Source organism: Streptomyces sp. NPDC001502, from assembly GCF_042894785.1.
Classification (GTDB): domain Bacteria; phylum Actinomycetota; class Actinomycetes; order Streptomycetales; family Streptomycetaceae; genus Streptomyces; species Streptomyces kutzneri.
This window is the reverse complement of the sequence record NZ_JBIAVW010000022.1, coordinates 42,698-59,314: the sequence shown is the minus strand read 5'-3', so window position 1 is coordinate 59,314 and position 16,617 is coordinate 42,698. Positions and strand designations below refer to the sequence as shown.

Genomic DNA, 16,617 nt, shown 5'->3' with positions numbered 1-16,617 from the left:
ACCGTCGGATCCATGGCAAGGCGGACGGTCACCGTGCACCACGTACGTGCCCTGCTCGCGGGGGCCCGCCGCAGCGGCATCGACACCGTGCCTCTGCTGCAGGAGGCGCAGATCCCGCCGCTGCTGCTGGGCGACGACCGGGCGCGCATCACGCCCGCCCAGTTCGCCCGGCTCTTCCGGGCGCTGTACCGGACCACGCAGGACGAGTTCCTCGCCCTGAGCCAGGTCCCGAGCCGCCCCGGCACCTTCGCGATGATGTGTCACGCCTCGCTCGGCTGCCACGATCTGGGCGCGGCCATGGAGCGCGCCGCCGCCTTCTACGGGCTCTTCCCCGGCGGGCCGGAGCTGGCGCTCGAAGTCGTGGGCCCGGAGGCCCGGTTCACCGTCCGCAACGACTTCGCCCGGGACGAGGACCGGTTCCTCACCGAGTGCGTGCTCGCGATCTGGCACCGGCTGAGCAGCTGGCTGGTGGGTCGGCGGATCCCGCTCGCCCACGCCGCCTTCCGCTATCCCCCGCCGGCGCACAGGGAGGAGTACGAGATGCTCTTCGACTGTCCGGTGCGCTTCGGGCAGGACCGTACGGGCGCGGCCTTCGACGCGCGCTGGCTGACCGCTCCGCTCGTGCGGGACGAGGGCGCGCTCGACGCGATGCTCCGCCGCGCCCCCTTCGACCTGCTGTCGCGTCCGGAGTACGGGACCACGGTCGCGGAGCAGGTACGCCGCACCCTGACGCAGCGGCTGCGCACGTCACCGCGGCTGCCCGCGCTCGGTGAGGTGGCGGCGGGCCTCGCGGTGTCCCCGGCGACGCTGCGGCGCCGGCTCCAGGAGGAGGGGACGTCCTTCCAGCAGCTGAAGGACCATGTGCGGCGGGACGCGGCCATCGCGGGCCTGGCGGAGAGCGGTGAACCGATCGCGGATCTCGCGGCGCGGCTGGGGTTCTCGGAGGACACGGCCTTCCACCGCGCCTTCCGCCGCTGGACGGGTACGACGCCGGGGGCCTACCGGATCGCGTCGGGACCGCATCCGGCGCCCGTGGCGACCGGGCGTGTGAGGCCGGGTCAGGAAAGCTGAGCTGCACGGTCAGCGACCTTCCTACCGGTCGGTCACTACCTTCGCCTCACCTGCCCCCGCACGGAACGATCCCCCTGGGAGAGCCGCCCATGCGTTTCCGAAGCACCCCCCTCGCCACCGTGACCGCCCTGGCCGCCCTGGCCGCCTCCGCCGCGATCCCCACGGCCACCGCGAGCGCCGCGGCCGCCGCCGACGCCACCACCTCCGCCGCCGCCGCCCCGGGCGATGTGGTCAGCAGCGCCCCCTCCGCCTTCCACCCGCTGCCCGGCCAGCCCACCGGCACCAAGGCCTGGAAGATCCACTACCGCTCGACCGCCGCCGACGGGGCCCCGAACATCGTCTCGGGCACCGTCATCGTCCCGCAGGACGGCCGCACCGGGCCGCGCCCGCTGATCACGTACGCCGTCGGCACGGTCGGGATGGGCGACTCGTGCGCGCCGAGCAACAACCTCCCTCACGGCACCGCCATGGAGGCCAACCTCATCCAGCAGCTCACCCTGCGCGGCTGGGCCGTGGTGGTCACCGACTACGAGGGGCTCGGCACCCCGGGCGTCCACACCTACACCGTCGGTCCTTCCGCCGGGCACGCCGTCCTCGACGCGGCGCGCGCCGCCCAGCGGCTGCCCGAGGCGGGGCTGCCGGCCGGCGGCCCGGTCGGCATCATGGGCTACTCCCAGGGCGGCCAGGCCGGCAGCTGGGCCGCCGAGCTGCAGGGCTCGTACGCCCCTGAGCTCCAGGTCAAGGGGACGGCGACCGGCGGTGTCCCCGGGGACCTGCTGAAGGTGGCCGAGTTCAACAACGGCTCCTACGGGTCCGGGCTCATCTTCATGGCGGCCGCCGGCCAGGACGCGGCCTTCCCGGAGCTGGACCTGGACTCCTACCTCAACCCGGCGGGCAAGGCCCTGGTCGCCGGGATGAAGGAGAACTGCGTGGCGATCAACTCCATCGCCGGCTCCTTCAAGCGGATCTCCGACCTCACCACGCGCGACCCGCTGGCCCAGGCGGACTGGCAGGCCGCGCTGAACCGCAGCCGGCTCGGGGGGACGGCCCCGGCCGCGCCGGTGTACCAGTACCACGCGCTCGCCGACGAGTTGATCCCGTACGGGGTGGGGCGCCGGCTGCGCTCCGACTGGTGCGCGCGGGGCGCGAACGTCGAGTTCGACACCGTGTGGGTCGGTGAGCACGTCAGCGGCGTGATCACGCACTCCCTGGCGGCCGGGAACTGGCTGGCGGACCGCTTCGCGGGGCGTCCGACGCACGCCAACTGCTGAACGGCGGGCGGGCCGGGTTGCCACCGGGGCCGGCCCGCCGGTCCGGTCGGTCCGGTTCGGTCCGGTCCGTCCCGGCCGGTTCACTCTCCGGCGGGGCAGGACCGCGTGCCGGAAGGCAGCCGCCCGTACAGGAGGAAGTCGTCGACGTACTGCCCCACGCAGCGCGAGCTCGCGTAGCCGGTGTGCCCGTCGCCCTTGTGGTCCACGATCACCGCCGAGCCCAGCCTCTCGGCCGTCTCCTCCGTCCACTCGTACGGCGTCGCCGGGTCGCCGCGGGTGCCGACCAGCAGCATCGGCGGCGCCCCCGGGTGGTCGATCTTCCGGATGAAGTCGGTGCCGGGGGGCCGTCCGTAGCAGGTGAGCACGGACAGCAGCTGCGCCACCCCGAACACCTTCGAGACCTGGAGGAACTCCTCCGCCAGTGCGTTGATCTCCTTCTCCAGCGCGGCCGGGGTGGCCTTGTCGATCGACCGGTCCGGGTCGTCGGCGCAGGTCACGGCGGCGAGGGCGGCGGCAAGGTTGTCGGCGGGCACCGGATCGGATCCGTCGGCCTGCGCCGGGTCCGGCGGGTCGCTCGGCTCCGGCGGGTCCGTCGGCTGCGGCGACTCCGTCAGGCCGATCAGGGCCAGCAGCCCGGCCGGATCGTGCTTGCGCTCGGCCTGCGCCAGCGCCTTGGCGAGTGCGGGCCACGTGCTCTGTGAGTACAGGGCCTGCCCGATCGCGAGGGTGGCGACCAGGCCGCTCACCGGTATGCCGTCGTGGCCGACCAGCGGCTCCGTGTCGAGCCGCTCCACCAGGGCGGCCACCTTCTCCTTGGCGGTACGGGTGTTCGTCCCGTAGACGCAGCCGGTCTGGTGGGCGCACCAGGTCAGGAAGTTGTCGAGGGCCTGCTGCTGGCCGCGGGCCGATACGAGCGCCTGCTCGGTCAGCGATTCGGTGAGGGTGTCGACGCCGTCCAGGACCATGCGGCCGGTGGTACGCGGGAACAGCGCGGCGTACACGGCGCCGAGCCGGCTCCCGTAGGAGAAGCCGAGGAAGTTGAGCTTCTCGTCCCCGAGGACGCGGCGCATCACGTCCATGTCGCGGGCGACCTCGACGGTTCCCATGTGTGCGAGGACGGGGCCGGAGTTGGCCTCGCAGCGCTTGACCTCGGCCCGCAGGGTGGCCAGTGCCGCGGCCATGTCGGCGTTCGGGGCTTCTTCGGCCTGCTGGGCGCCGCCGCAGGAGACCGGGTCGCTGTGGCCCACGCCGCGGGGGTCGAAGCCGATCAGGTCGTAGCGTTCGCCGAGGTCGGCGAACAGCTTGGGATCGGCGGCGAGGCCGGCCATGCCGGAGGCGCCGGGGCCGCCGAAGTTGATCAGGAGCGAGCCGATGCGCCGGTCCGGGTCGGTGGCCGGGATCCGGCCCAGGGCCACCTTGACCGTGCCCTTGCCCGGGGCCGCGTAGTCGAGCGGCACCTCCACGACGGCGCACCGCATCTCGGCGGGGACGGGCTTCTCGGGGCAGTCGCCCCAGCGGACGTGCTGGGCGTGGAACCGCGCCAGGGGATCGTCGCCCCCGGTGGGCGCAGAGGTGGGCGTGGGCGCCGGTGTGGGCGCCGGAACCGCACCCAGCGAGGCCAGGAGCATCGCTCCGGCGGCCACGCCCGCGGCTATGACCCTACGGACTCGGGAACGGTGCACTGCGCCCTCCTCGGGCGGCCCCCCGGACCCATCTGCCCACCATAGACCGGCTCCCCGGTCCCCGCCGCCCGGCGCGGGCGGGGGCGCCGCGGCCCGCCGCTCAGGCCCGCCGCTCAGGCCCGCCGCTCAGGCCCGCCGCTCAAGCTTGCCGCTCAGGCCTGCCGGGGGCCCCGGTACAGCTCCTGGATCCGGTCCGTGTAGTCCCGGGCGATCGCGCCCCGCCGGAGCTTCAGGGACGGGGTCAGGTGGCCGCGCGCCTCGGTGAAATCGCCGGGCAGGACGGCGAAGCGGCGGATCGACTCGGCCCGTGAGACCAGCTGGTTCGCCTCGTCCACCGCCCGCTGGAGGTCCGCCCGCAGTTCCTCGTCCCGCACCAGCTCGCGCATCGGCATGTTCTGCTTCTTGTGCATCTGGCGCCAGTGCTGCAGGCCGTCGGGTTCCAGGGTGATCAGCGCGGTGATGTAGGGCCGGTTGTCGCCGATCACCATGCACTGGCCGACCAGCGGATGGGCCCGCAGCCAGTCCTCCAGCGGCGCCGGGGCCACGTTCTTGCCGCCGGAGGTGATGATCAGGTCCTTCTTGCGGCCGGTGATGGTGAGGTACCCGTCGGCGTCGAGCTCGCCGATGTCGCCGGTGGCCAGCCAGCTCCCGTACGGGGCCGCGTGCGCGGCGTTCCAGTAGCCGGCGAAGACGTGGCGGCCGCCCAGCAGCACCTCCCCGTCGTCCGCGATCCGTACGGCCGTGCCCGGCAGCGGCCAGCCGACCGTGCCCAGGCGGGGCCGCAGCGGCGGGGTCACGGTGCTCGCGCCGGTGGTCTCCGTCAGCCCGTAGCCCTCGAAGACCTCGATGCCGGCGCCGGTGTAGAAGGCGGCGAGCCGTCGGCCCAGCGGTGATCCGCCGCTCAGGACGTAGCGGACGCGGCCGCCGAGCGCGGCCCGGACGCGCCGGTAGACGAGCGGGTCGTAGACGGACCGGGCGAGGCGCAGCACGAGCCCGGGGTTCCTGGCCTCGGCGATCTCGGCGAAGCGCTGCGCGATGCGGGCGGCCCGGTCGAAGGAGGAGGCCCGGCCCATCTTCTCGGCGGTGGCCCGGGCGGTGTTGTAGACCTTCTCCAGTACGTAGGGGATGGCCAGGAGGAAGGTGGGCCGGAAGCCGGCGAGGTCGGCGAGGAGGTCCTCGGTACGGATGCTGGGCGCGTGGCCGAGCTTGACGCGGGCCCGCATGCAGCCGACGGCGACCATCCGCCCGAAGACGTGGCTGAGCGGCAGGAACAGCAGGGTGGAGGCGGGGTCCTTGCTGACGGACTTGAACACGGGGTGCAGCAGCTCCACCGCATTGTCCACCTGGGCGAAGAAGTTGGCGTGGGTGATCACGCATCCCTTGGGCTGCCCGGTGGTGCCGGAGGTGTAGATGAGGGTGGCGACGGAGTCCGGGGTGCGGGCGGCCCGCCGGTTGTGGACCACGGCGTCCGGGATGCGTTCCCCGGCCTTGACCAGCCGGGCCACGGCGCCGGTGTCGAATTCCCACAGGTGGGTCAGCCAGGGCAGGTTGCCGCGTTCGGCGCTGAGGAGCCGGGCCTGCGCGGTGTCCTCGACGGCGCAGGCCACGGCCCCGGAGTCCTGGATGATCCAGCGTGCCTGGAGGGCGGAGGAGGTGGGGTAGATCGGTACGGTGACCAGGCCTGCGGCCCAGCCGGCGAAGTCGAGCAGGGTCCACTCGTAGGTCGTACGGGCCATGATGGCGAGCCGGTCGCCCTCCCGGAGCCCTTCGGCGATCAGCCCCTTGGCCACGGCGAGCACCTCGGCCGCGAACTGTGCGGCCGAGACGTCGTGCCAGACGCCGTCCTGGTCCTTGCGGGCGAGCACCGGCTCCCCGGGGGCCTCCCAGGCGTTGGTGAAGGGGAGGTCCCCGAGGGATCCGCGGTCCGGAGGGCCCGCCAGCGCGGGCACCCGTACCTCGCGGACCACTCCGTCGATCACGGTCTTGACGGGTTCGACCGGTTCTACGGCCCGGACCGGCCTCAGCTCGGCTCCCACGGCGCACTCCTTGGCTCGGCACGAGTGTTACCGCCGGTAATTTACGTAGCGGTAACCCCTCCGACCAGCCCTTGGAGCCGTTCTTCACGGACGCTCCACGCCACCGCCACCGCCCCACACCCCGGACACGGCGGTGGCCCGCACGTAGTCGGCGAAGTCACGGGGTTCCCGGCCGAGCACCCGCTGCACACCGTCGGCGAGGATGGCGAAGCGGCCCTCGGCGATCCAGCCGTAGAGCAGGTTCAGCAGGCCGACGAACTCCTGCGGCACGCCCTGCCCCATGGCGTAGGCGGCGAACTCGTCCGCCGGGAGCGGACGGTAGGTGATCACCCGGCCGGTGGCCCGGGCGATCTCGTCGACCACGGAGCCCAGGCTCAGCAGCCGCGGGCCGGACAGCTCGTAGGCCTGCCCGCCGTGCCCCTCCTGGGTGAGGGCGGCCACGGCGACCTCGGCGATGTCCTCGGCGTCGATGAACGGCTCGACGCCGCCGCCTGTCGACATCACGAGCTCGCCGCCCTGGATCTGCCCCCCGATGAACGGGTCCTCGCTGAAGTTCTGGAAGAACCAGGACGGCTTGATGATGGTCCACTGCGCGCCGGACTCGCGGACCGCGCGCTCGCAGGGGAGCTTCTCCTCGCCCTCCGGCACCACCCAGTCGCGGGCGGACAGCAGCACCAGCCGCTCGACACCGGAGGCCACGGCCAGCTTGGCGAAGGAGCGCATCGACTCGGCGGCGTCGGGGAGCTGCGAGTCGACCAGGTACGCCGCACCGGCCCCCTGCAGCGTCCGCTCCCAGGTGTTCTCGTCGGTCCAGTCGAAGGCGACCGGCCCCTTCCGGGAGGCGCCCCGGACCTCGTGACCGCGCTGCCGCAGCTGCGCGGCCACGCGGCTTCCCGTCTTGCCGGTGCTGCCCAGCACCAGGATCGGCTTGGCCGTCGTGTCGTTCGCCGTGTTGTTCGCCGTCGTGTCGTTCTTCGTCGTCGTCATGTGACCAGTCAATCCGGCGGCGCCCGGACGGAGAATGGTCGTCCCGCTCAGATACATGTCCGAGCGTCCAGAGGTGGTCGCATGGATGCGCTCGCGAGCCTGCCGTACGAAGTACGTTCCGACGGCGCCCTGTTCCGCCGGAACGTCCTTCCCCCGCCGTGGTCGACCGCATCGCCGGCCCGACACCGATCGCCCTGGCCACCATGCTGCGCGGCACGGGCTGGATCGTCCCCGCCGGCGGGGAACCCGTCGCGCTCGGCGAGGGCGACGTGGCCATCGTGACGGGGGGCGCGGCCGTTCACCCTCGCGGACACCGCCGACGGGGACGTGCGGACGCCGCCGCTGTGGGTGGTGCACGGGCCCGACCGCTGCACGACCGCCGACTTCGTGGAGATCGGCGAAGAGGTCCTGCTGGGCCTTCGCACCTGCGGGAACACCACGGACGGCCCGAGCGTCCTGCTCACCGGCAGCTACCAGGCGGGCGGCCCGGTCTCCGAGCGGCTGCCGATCCGCCTGGGTGGTACCGGGCGCTCGGCGACCCCGTCACGGGCCGGGCGCTGCGGCCGATCCACGACCGGCCCGAACGGCCGTGGACGGTGGCGGGCCTCGCCGAGGAAGCCGGGGTCTCGCGGGCGGCGTTCGCGCGGTGGAGTCGATCGCCCACCAGGTCGGCTACGGCAGCGCGTTCGGCCTGAGCGCGACCTTCCGGCGCGTCCGCGGAACCCGCCCCGGCCGGCACCGGGCGAGGGCGGCCGCCGACGGGCCGGGCAGGAGCGCGGGATGACGGGATGACGGGAGGGGCGGGCGCCCCGTGGGCTGTCGGCGGCGGGAGGTAGCGTAGGGGCGGCGTAAAGACCACGGGCAGGCATGCGTCGGTGCGTTGCGACTGCCGGACCGTTTGATGCGTCTCACCCTTTGAGCAAGGAGCTCCACACGCATGTCCATACCACCGCAGCCTCCGACGTCCCCCGGCCCGTACGGACAGCCCGGACAGCCCGGACAGCCCGGACCCTACGGACAGCCGGGGCAGCCCGGTCCCCTGCCGCACGGCGCCGGACCGCAGGGCTGGTACCCGCCGCAGCCGCAGAAGACCAACACGCTGGCCATCGTCGCGCTCGTCATGGCGATCGTCTGCGGGATCCCGCTGGTCCCGATCATCCTCGGCATCGTCGCCCTCTCCCAGATCAAGTCCCGTGGCGAGAAGGGCAAGGGCCTGGCCATCGCGGCGATCGTCGTCCACAGCCTGGTCATCGTGATGTGGGGCGTCTTCGTGGCCCTCGGCCTCTCCGGAGCGCTGGATGACATCGCCAAGGAGAAGCGCGACACCGGCGGCCAGGTCACCGGCCCGGTCTCCAGCGGCCCGGGCGCGACCGGCCCGGCCGCGACCAACCCGGCCTCCAGCGGCCTGACCGAGATCCGCAAGGGCGACTGCTTCAACACGAAGGACGATCTGGCCCAGTACGGCGACGAGGATGGCACCCAGGCCGCCCGCTCGGTGAGCATCGTGCCCTGCACCCAGCCGCACAAGGGCGAGGCGTACGCGGTCTTCAACCTGGACGCCGGAACGTACCCGGGCACGGAGAAGGTCACCAAGAGCGCCGAGGAGAAGTGCAGCGGCACCGCGCTCACCTCGTACGTGGGCGACAACCCCAAGGTCTCGGAGAAGCTGGAGATCTACTACTACTACCCTCAGGCCGCCAGCTGGCTCCTCGGTGACCGTGAGGTCACCTGCTTCGTGGGCGACCCCAGCGGCCCGACCACCGGCTCGGTCCGCGCCGCCGGCTCCTGACCGTCACGGCCCCGCCGGCCGAGAACGCCGGCCGAGGACGCCGGCGGGGCCGGACCCGCTCACGCCGCCGCGCTCTCCTCCGGCGGGCAGTCCCGGCAGCGGCCGGGGTGGGGGGCGCGGAAGGCGCGGTCGCCGACATCGCCCCGGGCCGCGTCGCGGACCCCCGCGACGCGGTCCGAGCAGCCGGAAGTCAGTCGATGGGGCGGAGCACGCGCTCCGAGCGGAGCAGGAGCTGGGCGAGGAAGGCGGCGGCCGCGGTGCAGCCGGCCGCCAGGGCCGCGGCGACCCCCGGCGAGGGTTCCGGTGCCGCCTGGACCCAGAAGTAGAGGCGGTACTGCGCCTCACCCGGCAGGGACATCAGACTGGCGATCCACGCGTGGGGGACGAACGGGCCGACCGGGAGGAGCAGCAGCGGGGCGGTCACGAGCCAGGGGCCGATGCCCAGCGCCAGGGCTCCGATGGAGTTGCGGAGCAGCGCCGCGGCACACCACCCGAGGGAGAGGTACAGCGTCTGCGTCAGCAGGGCTCCGCCCGTGGCGGTGAGCGCCTCGGCCCAGCCGGCCGATCCGGCGTCGGCCACGCCGAGGGCGGGCGTACCGGTGTCGAAGGCGGTCGGTGGCCGGGTCGGGGTCGGCCGGAGGACCGCCATCCCCCGCATGACGATCCACAGGGTCAGGCCGTTCACCAGCTGCACCGCGGCGAGGAACACGACGGCCGCGCAGAGCCTGCGCGCGAAGAGGACGTGGCTCCGGTTCTCGTACAGCCGGAGCACCCCCCATGTTCCGCTCTCGATGAGCTGGGCCCCTCCGATCGTCACGATCACCGTGGCGAGGAGGAGCCCGCCGAAGGTGGACGACTGCCAGGCCGCGGCGCGCAGCGCGGACGCGGGTTCGACGAGGGCCCCCACCGTGGGGTGCTGGGCGCCGAACGCCGCACCTCCCCACCATTTCAGGGCGCCTGCGGCTGCGGTGGCCGCGATCAGCAGGGCGGCGGTCAGGTACACCGGAGGCACCAGGAGGACCCGGGACTCGCCCTTCCAGACGATTCCCCTCCGATATCGCGGGCGCCTTCCCGCGACGGTCCCGCTCACACCAGGTCCCGTGTCCGGGAGCGGTGCTGCAGGAAGGCGCACAGCAGGACGATGCCCACGACCGTCGGCACGGCCCGCAGCAGGGCGGGGGCCGTCGACGGGTCGGTGGACGTCCACAGGTGATCCCACACGTTGTCGACTCCGCCGAATCCGACCAGGTCGGAGAGGGCGCCACCGGGCAGCCACGCGCCCACTCCGGGGATTTGGGAGGTCTGCAGCACGAGCAGCAGGAGCACGATGCCCACGAGAGCGGTACGCAAGGGCAGGCGGATGAGTGCCCCCAGGACCACGGCGGTGGCCGCGGCGCCCGCCAGGACCGCGGCGCCCGCGAGCAGGACGGTGGCCGTCTCGACCAGGACCCGGCCGAGCGGTCCGGGGGACGGCAGCGGGAACGCGGAGCGGGTGTAGAGCACGCCGACGGTCGCCGTCACGGCCGACGAGGCGGCCACCAGGGTGAGCATCCACATCCAGACCGCGACCGCTTTGGCGGTCAGCAGGCGGCCGAGCCGGGCCTCGTGGAGGAGGCGGGCGACGATGCTGCCCCGGCTCCATTCACCCGCGACGAAGAACGCCGCCACCAGGACGACCAGCACCAGTCCCGGGACGGACGTCGCGAGCTTCGTGGTCCAGGTCAGAGCGGCCACGGGGTGCTGTGCGTTGGCCGCGCGGCGGCCGTTCGCGGTGAAGGACGCCTCGTACCGCCGCAGGGTCTTGAGTTCGTAGGGAACGGTCTTGAGGCAGGCGGCCTTCTGCGCGGGAGTGTTCAGGGTCGTCTCGCACCCCTGGGCAACTTCCTCGATGTTGTAGCGGACGTTCGCGAGGCTTTCCGACGCGGCACGCTGGCTGCCGAGAGCGCAGTAGAGGGATCCCAGTGCGAAGAGGACGGCGAGCGTCATCGCCAGGGGGTGGCGGCACAGCCGGCGGTACTCCCCGAGGATCAAGGGTCTCATCGGGCGCCTCCGCCGCGGTGACCGACCAGCCCGAAGAACCAGTCCTCGAAGGCGTCGGGTCCGCGGGCGGGGTCGTAGCCGAGCTGTTCCAGGGTTCCGGCGGCAGCCACTTGACCGTCCGCCACCATGATCACGCGGTGGCAGATGCGCTGGATCTCGTCCAGTTGGTGGCTGGAGACCAGAACGGTGGCGCCGCGGGCGGATTCCTCGGCGATGACGCGACGGACCATTCGCAGGCCCTCCGGGTCGAGGCCGTTGGTGGGTTCGTCGAGGATGAGGAGGTCCGGCTTCTTCAGCAGGGCCGAGGCGAGAGCGAGCCGCTGCCGCATTCCCTGGGAGTAGGTCCCGACCCGCTTGTCGGCCGCGTGGGTGAGACCCACGCGTTCGAGCACGGCTCGGGTCCGGCCGCCGTCCGGGCGTCCCGTGCTTTCGAGCAGCATGCGCAGGACCGCACGGCCCGTGAGCCAGCGGGGGAAGGACGGCGCGTCGAGCGCGGCGCCGATCCGGGCGAGCTGCGCGGGTCGCATCGGCAGCGGCTCGCCGAACAGGCGGATGTCACCGGAGCTGGGCAGCGCGAGCCCGGTGATCAGACGCATGAGCGTGGTCTTGCCGGCGCCGTTGAGGCCCAGGAGGCCGACGATCTCACCGGCCTCCAGGCTCAGGCTGACGCCGTCCAGCACGGAGTGCTTTCGGAATCTCTTGGTCACATCGCGACAGGAAAGGACGGTCATCGTGCGCGCTTCACCTGCTGTAGCCGTACGCCGCATGCGCGGCGGGCGCCGGAGCGCCCAGAAGGGCAGTGGCCGACGCACCCGATGTCAACGGGAACTTCGCTCGCGAGCGCATGAGGGATCCCGCCCCATCGGTGACGGAACGGTGTGTCCGGTCGGCAGCACGCCATGCTGCTATGAAGATCATTCAAAGGTCAAGGAGCGAGATCGCCACGTCGCGCGGGTGCAGACGTGCACCGATGCCGCTGCCCGCCGTCCGCGGCCTTCCGCCCCGAGCACCCGGCCGCCCGGCCGCCCGGGGCCGATACCGCCATCAGGCCTCCCGCCGAGGTCAGTTGATCGCCGAGGGGCGACCACAGGCCCGCCCCGCCGGTCCGTCGCGGAACCGGACGGCCCGCTACCGCGTCTCCGGTCCATATCGGCGCCGCGAGGTTCCGTAGGCGGAAATCCCCGTATTAGCATGGACATGACCAGCTGATTCTGGCCATGTCCAGTTATCAACTATCCAGGGGATACATGTCGTTCGACGCGGAATGGGCCCAGCACAAGGCCGCCGTCCTCGCACAGCAGTCACCCGTGATGCGCCTCAACCACGCGCCGGCGGACGGCAGCGCGCCGGGAAGCCCCGCCGGGAGCCTGGTGGCCGGGGCCGCATCCATCAACGGCAACGCCAACCTGCTGATCGAGATCGCCGCCCTCCTCCACGAGGGCCGGCCCGACGGCGACGCCGGCACGATGGCCCGCGCGCCGCGCGCCCACGGCGACGTCTCGGCACAGGTCCTGCGCTTCGCCCAGTTCGCCGACGACCAGTTCAAGGACACGATCGGCCTGTTCGCCGCCCTGGCCACCCGCCTGAAGACGACCGGCACCGACTTCGCCCAGGTGGACGACGACACCGCCCGCTCCTTCCTCGCGGGCCTCCTCGAATCGGGGCAGTACGTGAAGCCGGAGGCCAAGTGAGCGGGCTCAGCCATCGCAAGGACGTCCAGTTCCTGGAGGAGTGCAACCCGGCGCTGGTCGAGCGCAACGCCGCCGAGTTCAAGCGCCTGCGCGATCTGCTCGTGCAGGCCGAGGAGCCCGCCCGGCGCGCCGAGACCGGTACGGAGTGGCACAGCGAGAACAGCCACGCCTACACCTCGCGCCTGTCCGAGGCACGGCAGCTCGTGCAGCACATCGCCGAGGGGTACGACAAGGCCGCCAGTGCCCTGCACGCGTACGCGGCGGCCCTGACGACCGCCAAGTCCCACTATGCGAACGGCAAGGGCTCCGAGCGCAAGCTCGCAGCCCTGATCGCCACGAAGGGCACCGCGATCACCCGCACGGCTCAGGAAGCGGAGCCGATGTGCCAGTGGGAGGACATGCGGGCGACGACCGGATTCCTCGACGGACTCGCCGAGCTCACGATGGACGTCGACGACATCCGCGACGAGGCCAACCGCCTCCACGACGACGCGGGCGGCAACTTCCAGCTGGCGAAGACCACCGAACAGGAAGCGCGCAGCTCTTGCGTCCACGCGCTGAAGCAGGCGTACGAGCTGCTGCCCGAGTTCAGGCTGAAGGGCGGTGCGGGCGGGGCCGACCTCTACGCGGCCATGGCCGACATCCGCCGCGAGGCGGCGGAGGCCCGCGCCAACCCCCTGACCCATCTGCCGGGCAGCGGCCCGAAGAAGGACATGACCGGCCCGGTCGGGCCGGACACCCCGGTCTCCCCGCAGCTGCGCGCCATCCGGATGCAGGTCGCCGGGCTGCCGGGCGATGCCGCCGACAACTACTGGATCCCCCTGGTCACCGACGGCATGCACGCGGACTGGATCTCCCAGAACAAGGAGGTCCTGCGGGCGGCGGCCAAGAACGCGGGGCTGCCGGAAGAGCTGGTCGCGGGCGTGGCCTGGCAGGAGATCGGCGGCTACCAGCCCGGACTGCTGGACGACGTGACCGGCACGATCCGCGAACAGGCCGCCGCCCCCTGGGGCCTGAGCCCGGTCACCCCCGAGAACCTGCCGTGGCGGCTCGGCGGGAAGCTGGACGAGACCTCGTACGGGCCGATCGCCATCCAGCTCCGGCGCGGCGCCGAAGTGCTCGGCTACGACCCGGCGAACCTCACCGACCACCAGCGGACCCTGGTGGAGGAGGCGCTCCAGGACCCCAAGCAGAATGCCTTCATAGCGGCCGGCTTCCTGGCCCAGATCAAGGCGGAGAGCGGTCTCGCCGACGTCCCGGCCGATCAGATGACGGAGGCCCAGATGCGGGAGATCGCCGCCCGCTACAACGGAGGTCCCTACTGGGATCTTCCCAAGGCCCAGGGCTACGGTGACCGGTTCGTCGGGAACCTCGCCCAAGCGAAGGACGCAATGCGATGACGTACCCCCGCGAGAGCATCGACCTGCCCCGGGACCAGGGCTGTCTGCGGTGGGTACTGGGCGTTCCGCTCGGGATCATCCACCTGCTGAACGCCGCCGCCGTGTTCGGGGCCCTGTTCGCCGGGCCCCGGGGCGAGTGGGACGACCAGGGCTACGAGAACGTCGGCGCGCTGTGCCTGGTCTCCGTGTCCCTGAGCGTGCTGGGCCTGCTCATCACCGCGATACCGAGCGTGCGCCGGGCCATGGGCCCGTGGTGGCTCGCCCCGCCCCTCCTCCTCGGGCTGACCGCGTTCATCCGCGGCGCGACACTCGGCTGAGGCGCGGATGAGGCTCCCGCGCGAGAACATCGACCTGCCCGAGGACCGCGGCTGCCTGCAGTGGGTCCTCGGGATACCGCTCGCCCTCTCCTACATCCCCGCGGTGTTCACCTGCTACGTCGCCCTGTCGATCGGGTCGGAGCCCGACGACGACCTGGTGCGCGAGGACGTCCGCTTCCTGACCGGCTGCTGCCTGGTGCTGTGCCTCACAGGGCTGCTGATCACCATCACCCCGCTGTTCCGGCGGACCATGGGCCGGTGGTGGTTCGCCCTGCCGTTCCTGCTGGCGACGGTCGCCTACGTCCGCGCGCAGACGGTCTGACCGGAGGAGGGCCGGAGGTCCCCGCCCGTCGGCACGCGGAGTCTCACCCGATGCTGACCACGGCGTAGACCTCCCCGTCTCCCGGGGGCCGCGTCCACGAGCGGGTGGTGAAGGTGTGCAGCCGCCCGTTCAGGAGCGCGTGGCGCGGCAGCCGGACACCGAACTCGCCGGTCACGGCCTCCAGCAGGGACCGGTGCGCCCCGGCGTGCTCCTCCGGGGAGCCGAAGAACCGGTCCGGGTCCAGCGCCTCCGGTATCTCCCCGGTCCGGCCGATCTCCCCGCCCGCGTACGTGAAGGCGTACTGCTCGGCTCCGTCCTGCGCCACGGACAGGTGGAAGAAGGGTTCCCCGCGCCAGTTCCGCAGACCGCTCCACACGACCACCGCGCGGGTGCCCGCGCCGGCGGCCGCGGCCGGGGAGACGAACCTCTGCGGGTGGAAATGTGCGGGGTCACCGTCGAAGGCGAAGCTCCACCGGGGGCCGGCCCGGCCGACCGCCATGAGGGCCTTGTCGTCGTAGGACGAGAACTCCCGCTGTCCGTCGAGCAGTCTCCGGCGTACTTCGGCAGAAGTCATGGGAACGCGGAGCGCTGCCTCGTCACCGTCCGCGAGGCGTCCGGGAAGGTCCTCCGGCTCCACGTCTTCGACCAGGACGAACCGGTAGGACGTGAGGTCGCGGCCGGGGCCCGGGTCCGCGAGCCACGCCAGGCCGTCCGGGTCGAGGCCGGCCGTCGCGTCCGGTGTCCCGCCCGGGTGCCCGCCCCTGGGGGTGGACAGCAGCTCGCGGCCCCGTTCCGGGGTCAGCAGGGTTCCCAGCAGGGGGTCGGCCACCCACCCCAGCGGCGCCAGATGGTCGGGGCCCAGCGGCTGCCATACCGGCAGGGCGTCCATCAGCGTCCGCCATGCCCCGTCGGTGTCGCCCCAGCGCGCCAGCTCCCGTGCCCGCTCGACCGCTTCCCCGAACGGCCCGGCCGCCGTGTACCGGTACGTGCCGCCGCGCACCTGCTCCAGCATCGCGTAGGCCAGCGACACCACGTCCTCACCGGCGCCCCGCAGGTGGTACTTCAGCGTGGAGTCGTCCCTGTACGACTGGGCCGCATGGTCGGCGACCAGCACCGGCAGCAGCTCGGGCGCGTACCGCGGGTCGATCACCACGTCCTCGAAGTACACCATGTAGGTCTGTCCCAGCAGGCGGCTTATCTGGTCGCCCAGTCCGCCGGCCCGCGGTCTGCCGTACTGCTTCGCCTCGTCCAGCTGGTGCCCGGCGCGCTCCCACTCGCCGCGCAGCGCCTCCAGCCGGGCCTGCTCCATCAGGGCGTCCAGCTCCCGCGTCGTGTCGTTGGCGAACTCCGGCTCCCCGTCGCCCGGGCGCGCGTGCAGGCTGTGGAACTCCCGGTACACGGCCCGCATGAACTCGGCGAAGTTCGGGTGCCGCTCGGGTGCCTCGGCCCGCCAGCTCGCCCACGTGTACACGGCCCACTCGCCGTCCTCGTCCACATCCTCGGGATCCAGGAGGACGTGGGTGATGTCGGACTCGACGTCGAGCTGGAGCCCGCGCCGCCAGAGGTCCGCGGCCCGCCGCTCGTCGGGTCCGGCATCGTCGTCCAGGTACTCCTCGAACACGTCCGCGAGCCCGGACTCGTTGTCGTGCCAGTGCGCGTCCGTGGTCCCCGCCAGCAGCCAGATGAACCCGCCGGCGTGCCGCCACCCGTCGCTGACTTCGAGGAACTCCCGGTACGACGGGGGCATCCGCCGGCCGAGGCGCTCCTCCATGGCCGCGATCCGCTCTTCGGACGCGGGCGGGAACCCCAGCCACCGGTCCCGCCGGGCGGCTTCGTCCTCCTCGCTTCGCCCGGCGTCGTCGGACAGGGAATCGGACCACTCCCCGCTCCAACGGAGCAGGAACGGGCGCCAGTCGAACGGTGTCGCATCCTTCTTCGTCATGCTCCCGATGCTGCCATCCGCCGCTGACAGTGCTCCGTGGTGCCCGGCGCGGGCGGCGCGAACGCCGCA

15 protein-coding genes are annotated in these 16,617 nt (G+C 72.6%); 8 read left to right on the top strand and 7 right to left on the bottom strand.

Translation table 11 applies throughout. The annotated features are described in order from the left end of the window. Positions 1-12: 12 nt before the first annotated feature. Both ACFY0D_RS31280 and ACFY0D_RS31275 read left to right on the top strand, forming a co-directional pair. Positions 13-1,071: an AraC family transcriptional regulator gene (locus ACFY0D_RS31280; protein ID WP_390801338.1), complete on the top strand. Its 1,059-nt coding sequence runs from the start codon at positions 13-15 to the stop codon at positions 1,069-1,071. 89 nt (positions 1,072-1,160) lie between these two features. Further along, positions 1,161-2,342: a lipase family protein gene (locus ACFY0D_RS31275; protein ID WP_390801337.1), complete on the top strand. Its 1,182-nt coding sequence runs from the start codon at positions 1,161-1,163 to the stop codon at positions 2,340-2,342. 80 nt (positions 2,343-2,422) lie between these two features. Here the strand turns inward: ACFY0D_RS31275 and ACFY0D_RS31270 are convergent, their stop codons facing one another. The 3 genes from ACFY0D_RS31270 to ACFY0D_RS31260 form a co-directional block, all read right to left on the bottom strand. Continuing rightward, on the bottom strand, positions 2,423-4,024 hold the full coding sequence (locus ACFY0D_RS31270; protein ID WP_390801336.1) for an alpha/beta hydrolase: 1,602 nt from the start codon (positions 4,022-4,024) through the stop codon (positions 2,423-2,425). A 152-nt stretch (positions 4,025-4,176) separates the two neighbouring features. Then, on the bottom strand, positions 4,177-6,048 hold the full coding sequence (locus ACFY0D_RS31265) for an AMP-dependent synthetase/ligase (protein WP_390801402.1): 1,872 nt from the start codon (positions 6,046-6,048) through the stop codon (positions 4,177-4,179). A gap of 96 nt (positions 6,049-6,144) precedes the next feature. After that, on the bottom strand, positions 6,145-7,047 hold the full coding sequence (locus ACFY0D_RS31260) for an NAD(P)H-binding protein (RefSeq protein ID WP_390801335.1): 903 nt from the start codon (positions 7,045-7,047) through the stop codon (positions 6,145-6,147). Positions 7,048-7,250: 203 nt separating this feature from the next. On the opposite strand from ACFY0D_RS31260, the gene ACFY0D_RS31255 reads away from it, so the two are divergent. Further along, complete coding sequence (locus tag ACFY0D_RS31255; protein WP_390801401.1) at positions 7,251-7,742, top strand: hypothetical protein; 492 nt, start codon at positions 7,251-7,253, stop codon at positions 7,740-7,742. A gap of 242 nt (positions 7,743-7,984) precedes the next feature. Then, entirely contained in the window at positions 7,985-8,836 is an 852-nt protein-coding gene (locus ACFY0D_RS31250; protein ID WP_390801334.1) for a DUF4190 domain-containing protein, read from the top strand. A gap of 190 nt (positions 8,837-9,026) precedes the next feature. Here the strand turns inward: ACFY0D_RS31250 and ACFY0D_RS31245 are convergent, their stop codons facing one another. The 3 genes from ACFY0D_RS31245 to ACFY0D_RS31235 form a co-directional block, all read right to left on the bottom strand. After that, the gene (locus ACFY0D_RS31245) at positions 9,027-9,839 is read right to left on the bottom strand and encodes a hypothetical protein (RefSeq protein WP_390801333.1); all 813 of its coding nucleotides are present in this window, start codon (positions 9,837-9,839) and stop codon (positions 9,027-9,029) included. 83 nt (positions 9,840-9,922) lie between these two features. Next, entirely contained in the window at positions 9,923-10,876 is a 954-nt protein-coding gene (locus tag ACFY0D_RS31240) for a hypothetical protein (RefSeq protein WP_390801332.1), read from the bottom strand. Next, positions 10,873-11,583 (bottom strand): ABC transporter ATP-binding protein, encoded by a 711-nt coding sequence (locus ACFY0D_RS31235; protein ID WP_390801331.1) that lies wholly within the window; start codon positions 11,581-11,583, stop codon positions 10,873-10,875. Before ACFY0D_RS31235 ends, ACFY0D_RS31240 begins: the two co-directional genes overlap by 4 nt. Positions 11,584-12,123: 540 nt before the next feature. Here ACFY0D_RS31235 and ACFY0D_RS31230 point away from each other — a divergent pair. From ACFY0D_RS31230 to ACFY0D_RS31215, 4 genes are read left to right on the top strand one after another with little or no spacing between them, the layout of a single operon-like run. Beyond that, the gene (locus ACFY0D_RS31230; protein WP_390801330.1) at positions 12,124-12,567 is read left to right on the top strand and encodes a hypothetical protein; all 444 of its coding nucleotides are present in this window, start codon (positions 12,124-12,126) and stop codon (positions 12,565-12,567) included. Further along, entirely contained in the window at positions 12,564-13,967 is a 1,404-nt protein-coding gene (locus ACFY0D_RS31225; protein WP_390801329.1) for a hypothetical protein, read from the top strand. Before ACFY0D_RS31230 ends, ACFY0D_RS31225 begins: the two co-directional genes overlap by 4 nt. Next, positions 13,964-14,284: a hypothetical protein gene (locus ACFY0D_RS31220; RefSeq protein WP_390801328.1), complete on the top strand. Its 321-nt coding sequence runs from the start codon at positions 13,964-13,966 to the stop codon at positions 14,282-14,284. Before ACFY0D_RS31225 ends, ACFY0D_RS31220 begins: the two co-directional genes overlap by 4 nt. A gap of 7 nt (positions 14,285-14,291) precedes the next feature. Continuing rightward, positions 14,292-14,606 carry a hypothetical protein gene (locus tag ACFY0D_RS31215; RefSeq protein WP_390801327.1) on the top strand — a complete coding sequence of 105 codons (315 nt, stop codon included), beginning with the start codon at positions 14,292-14,294 and terminating at the stop codon, positions 14,604-14,606. Positions 14,607-14,649: 43 nt separating this feature from the next. Here ACFY0D_RS31215 and ACFY0D_RS31210 read toward each other — a convergent pair whose 3' ends face one another. Next, entirely contained in the window at positions 14,650-16,548 is a 1,899-nt protein-coding gene (locus tag ACFY0D_RS31210) for an SMI1/KNR4 family protein (RefSeq protein WP_390801326.1), read from the bottom strand. Between the last annotated feature and the right edge of the window lie 69 nt (positions 16,549-16,617).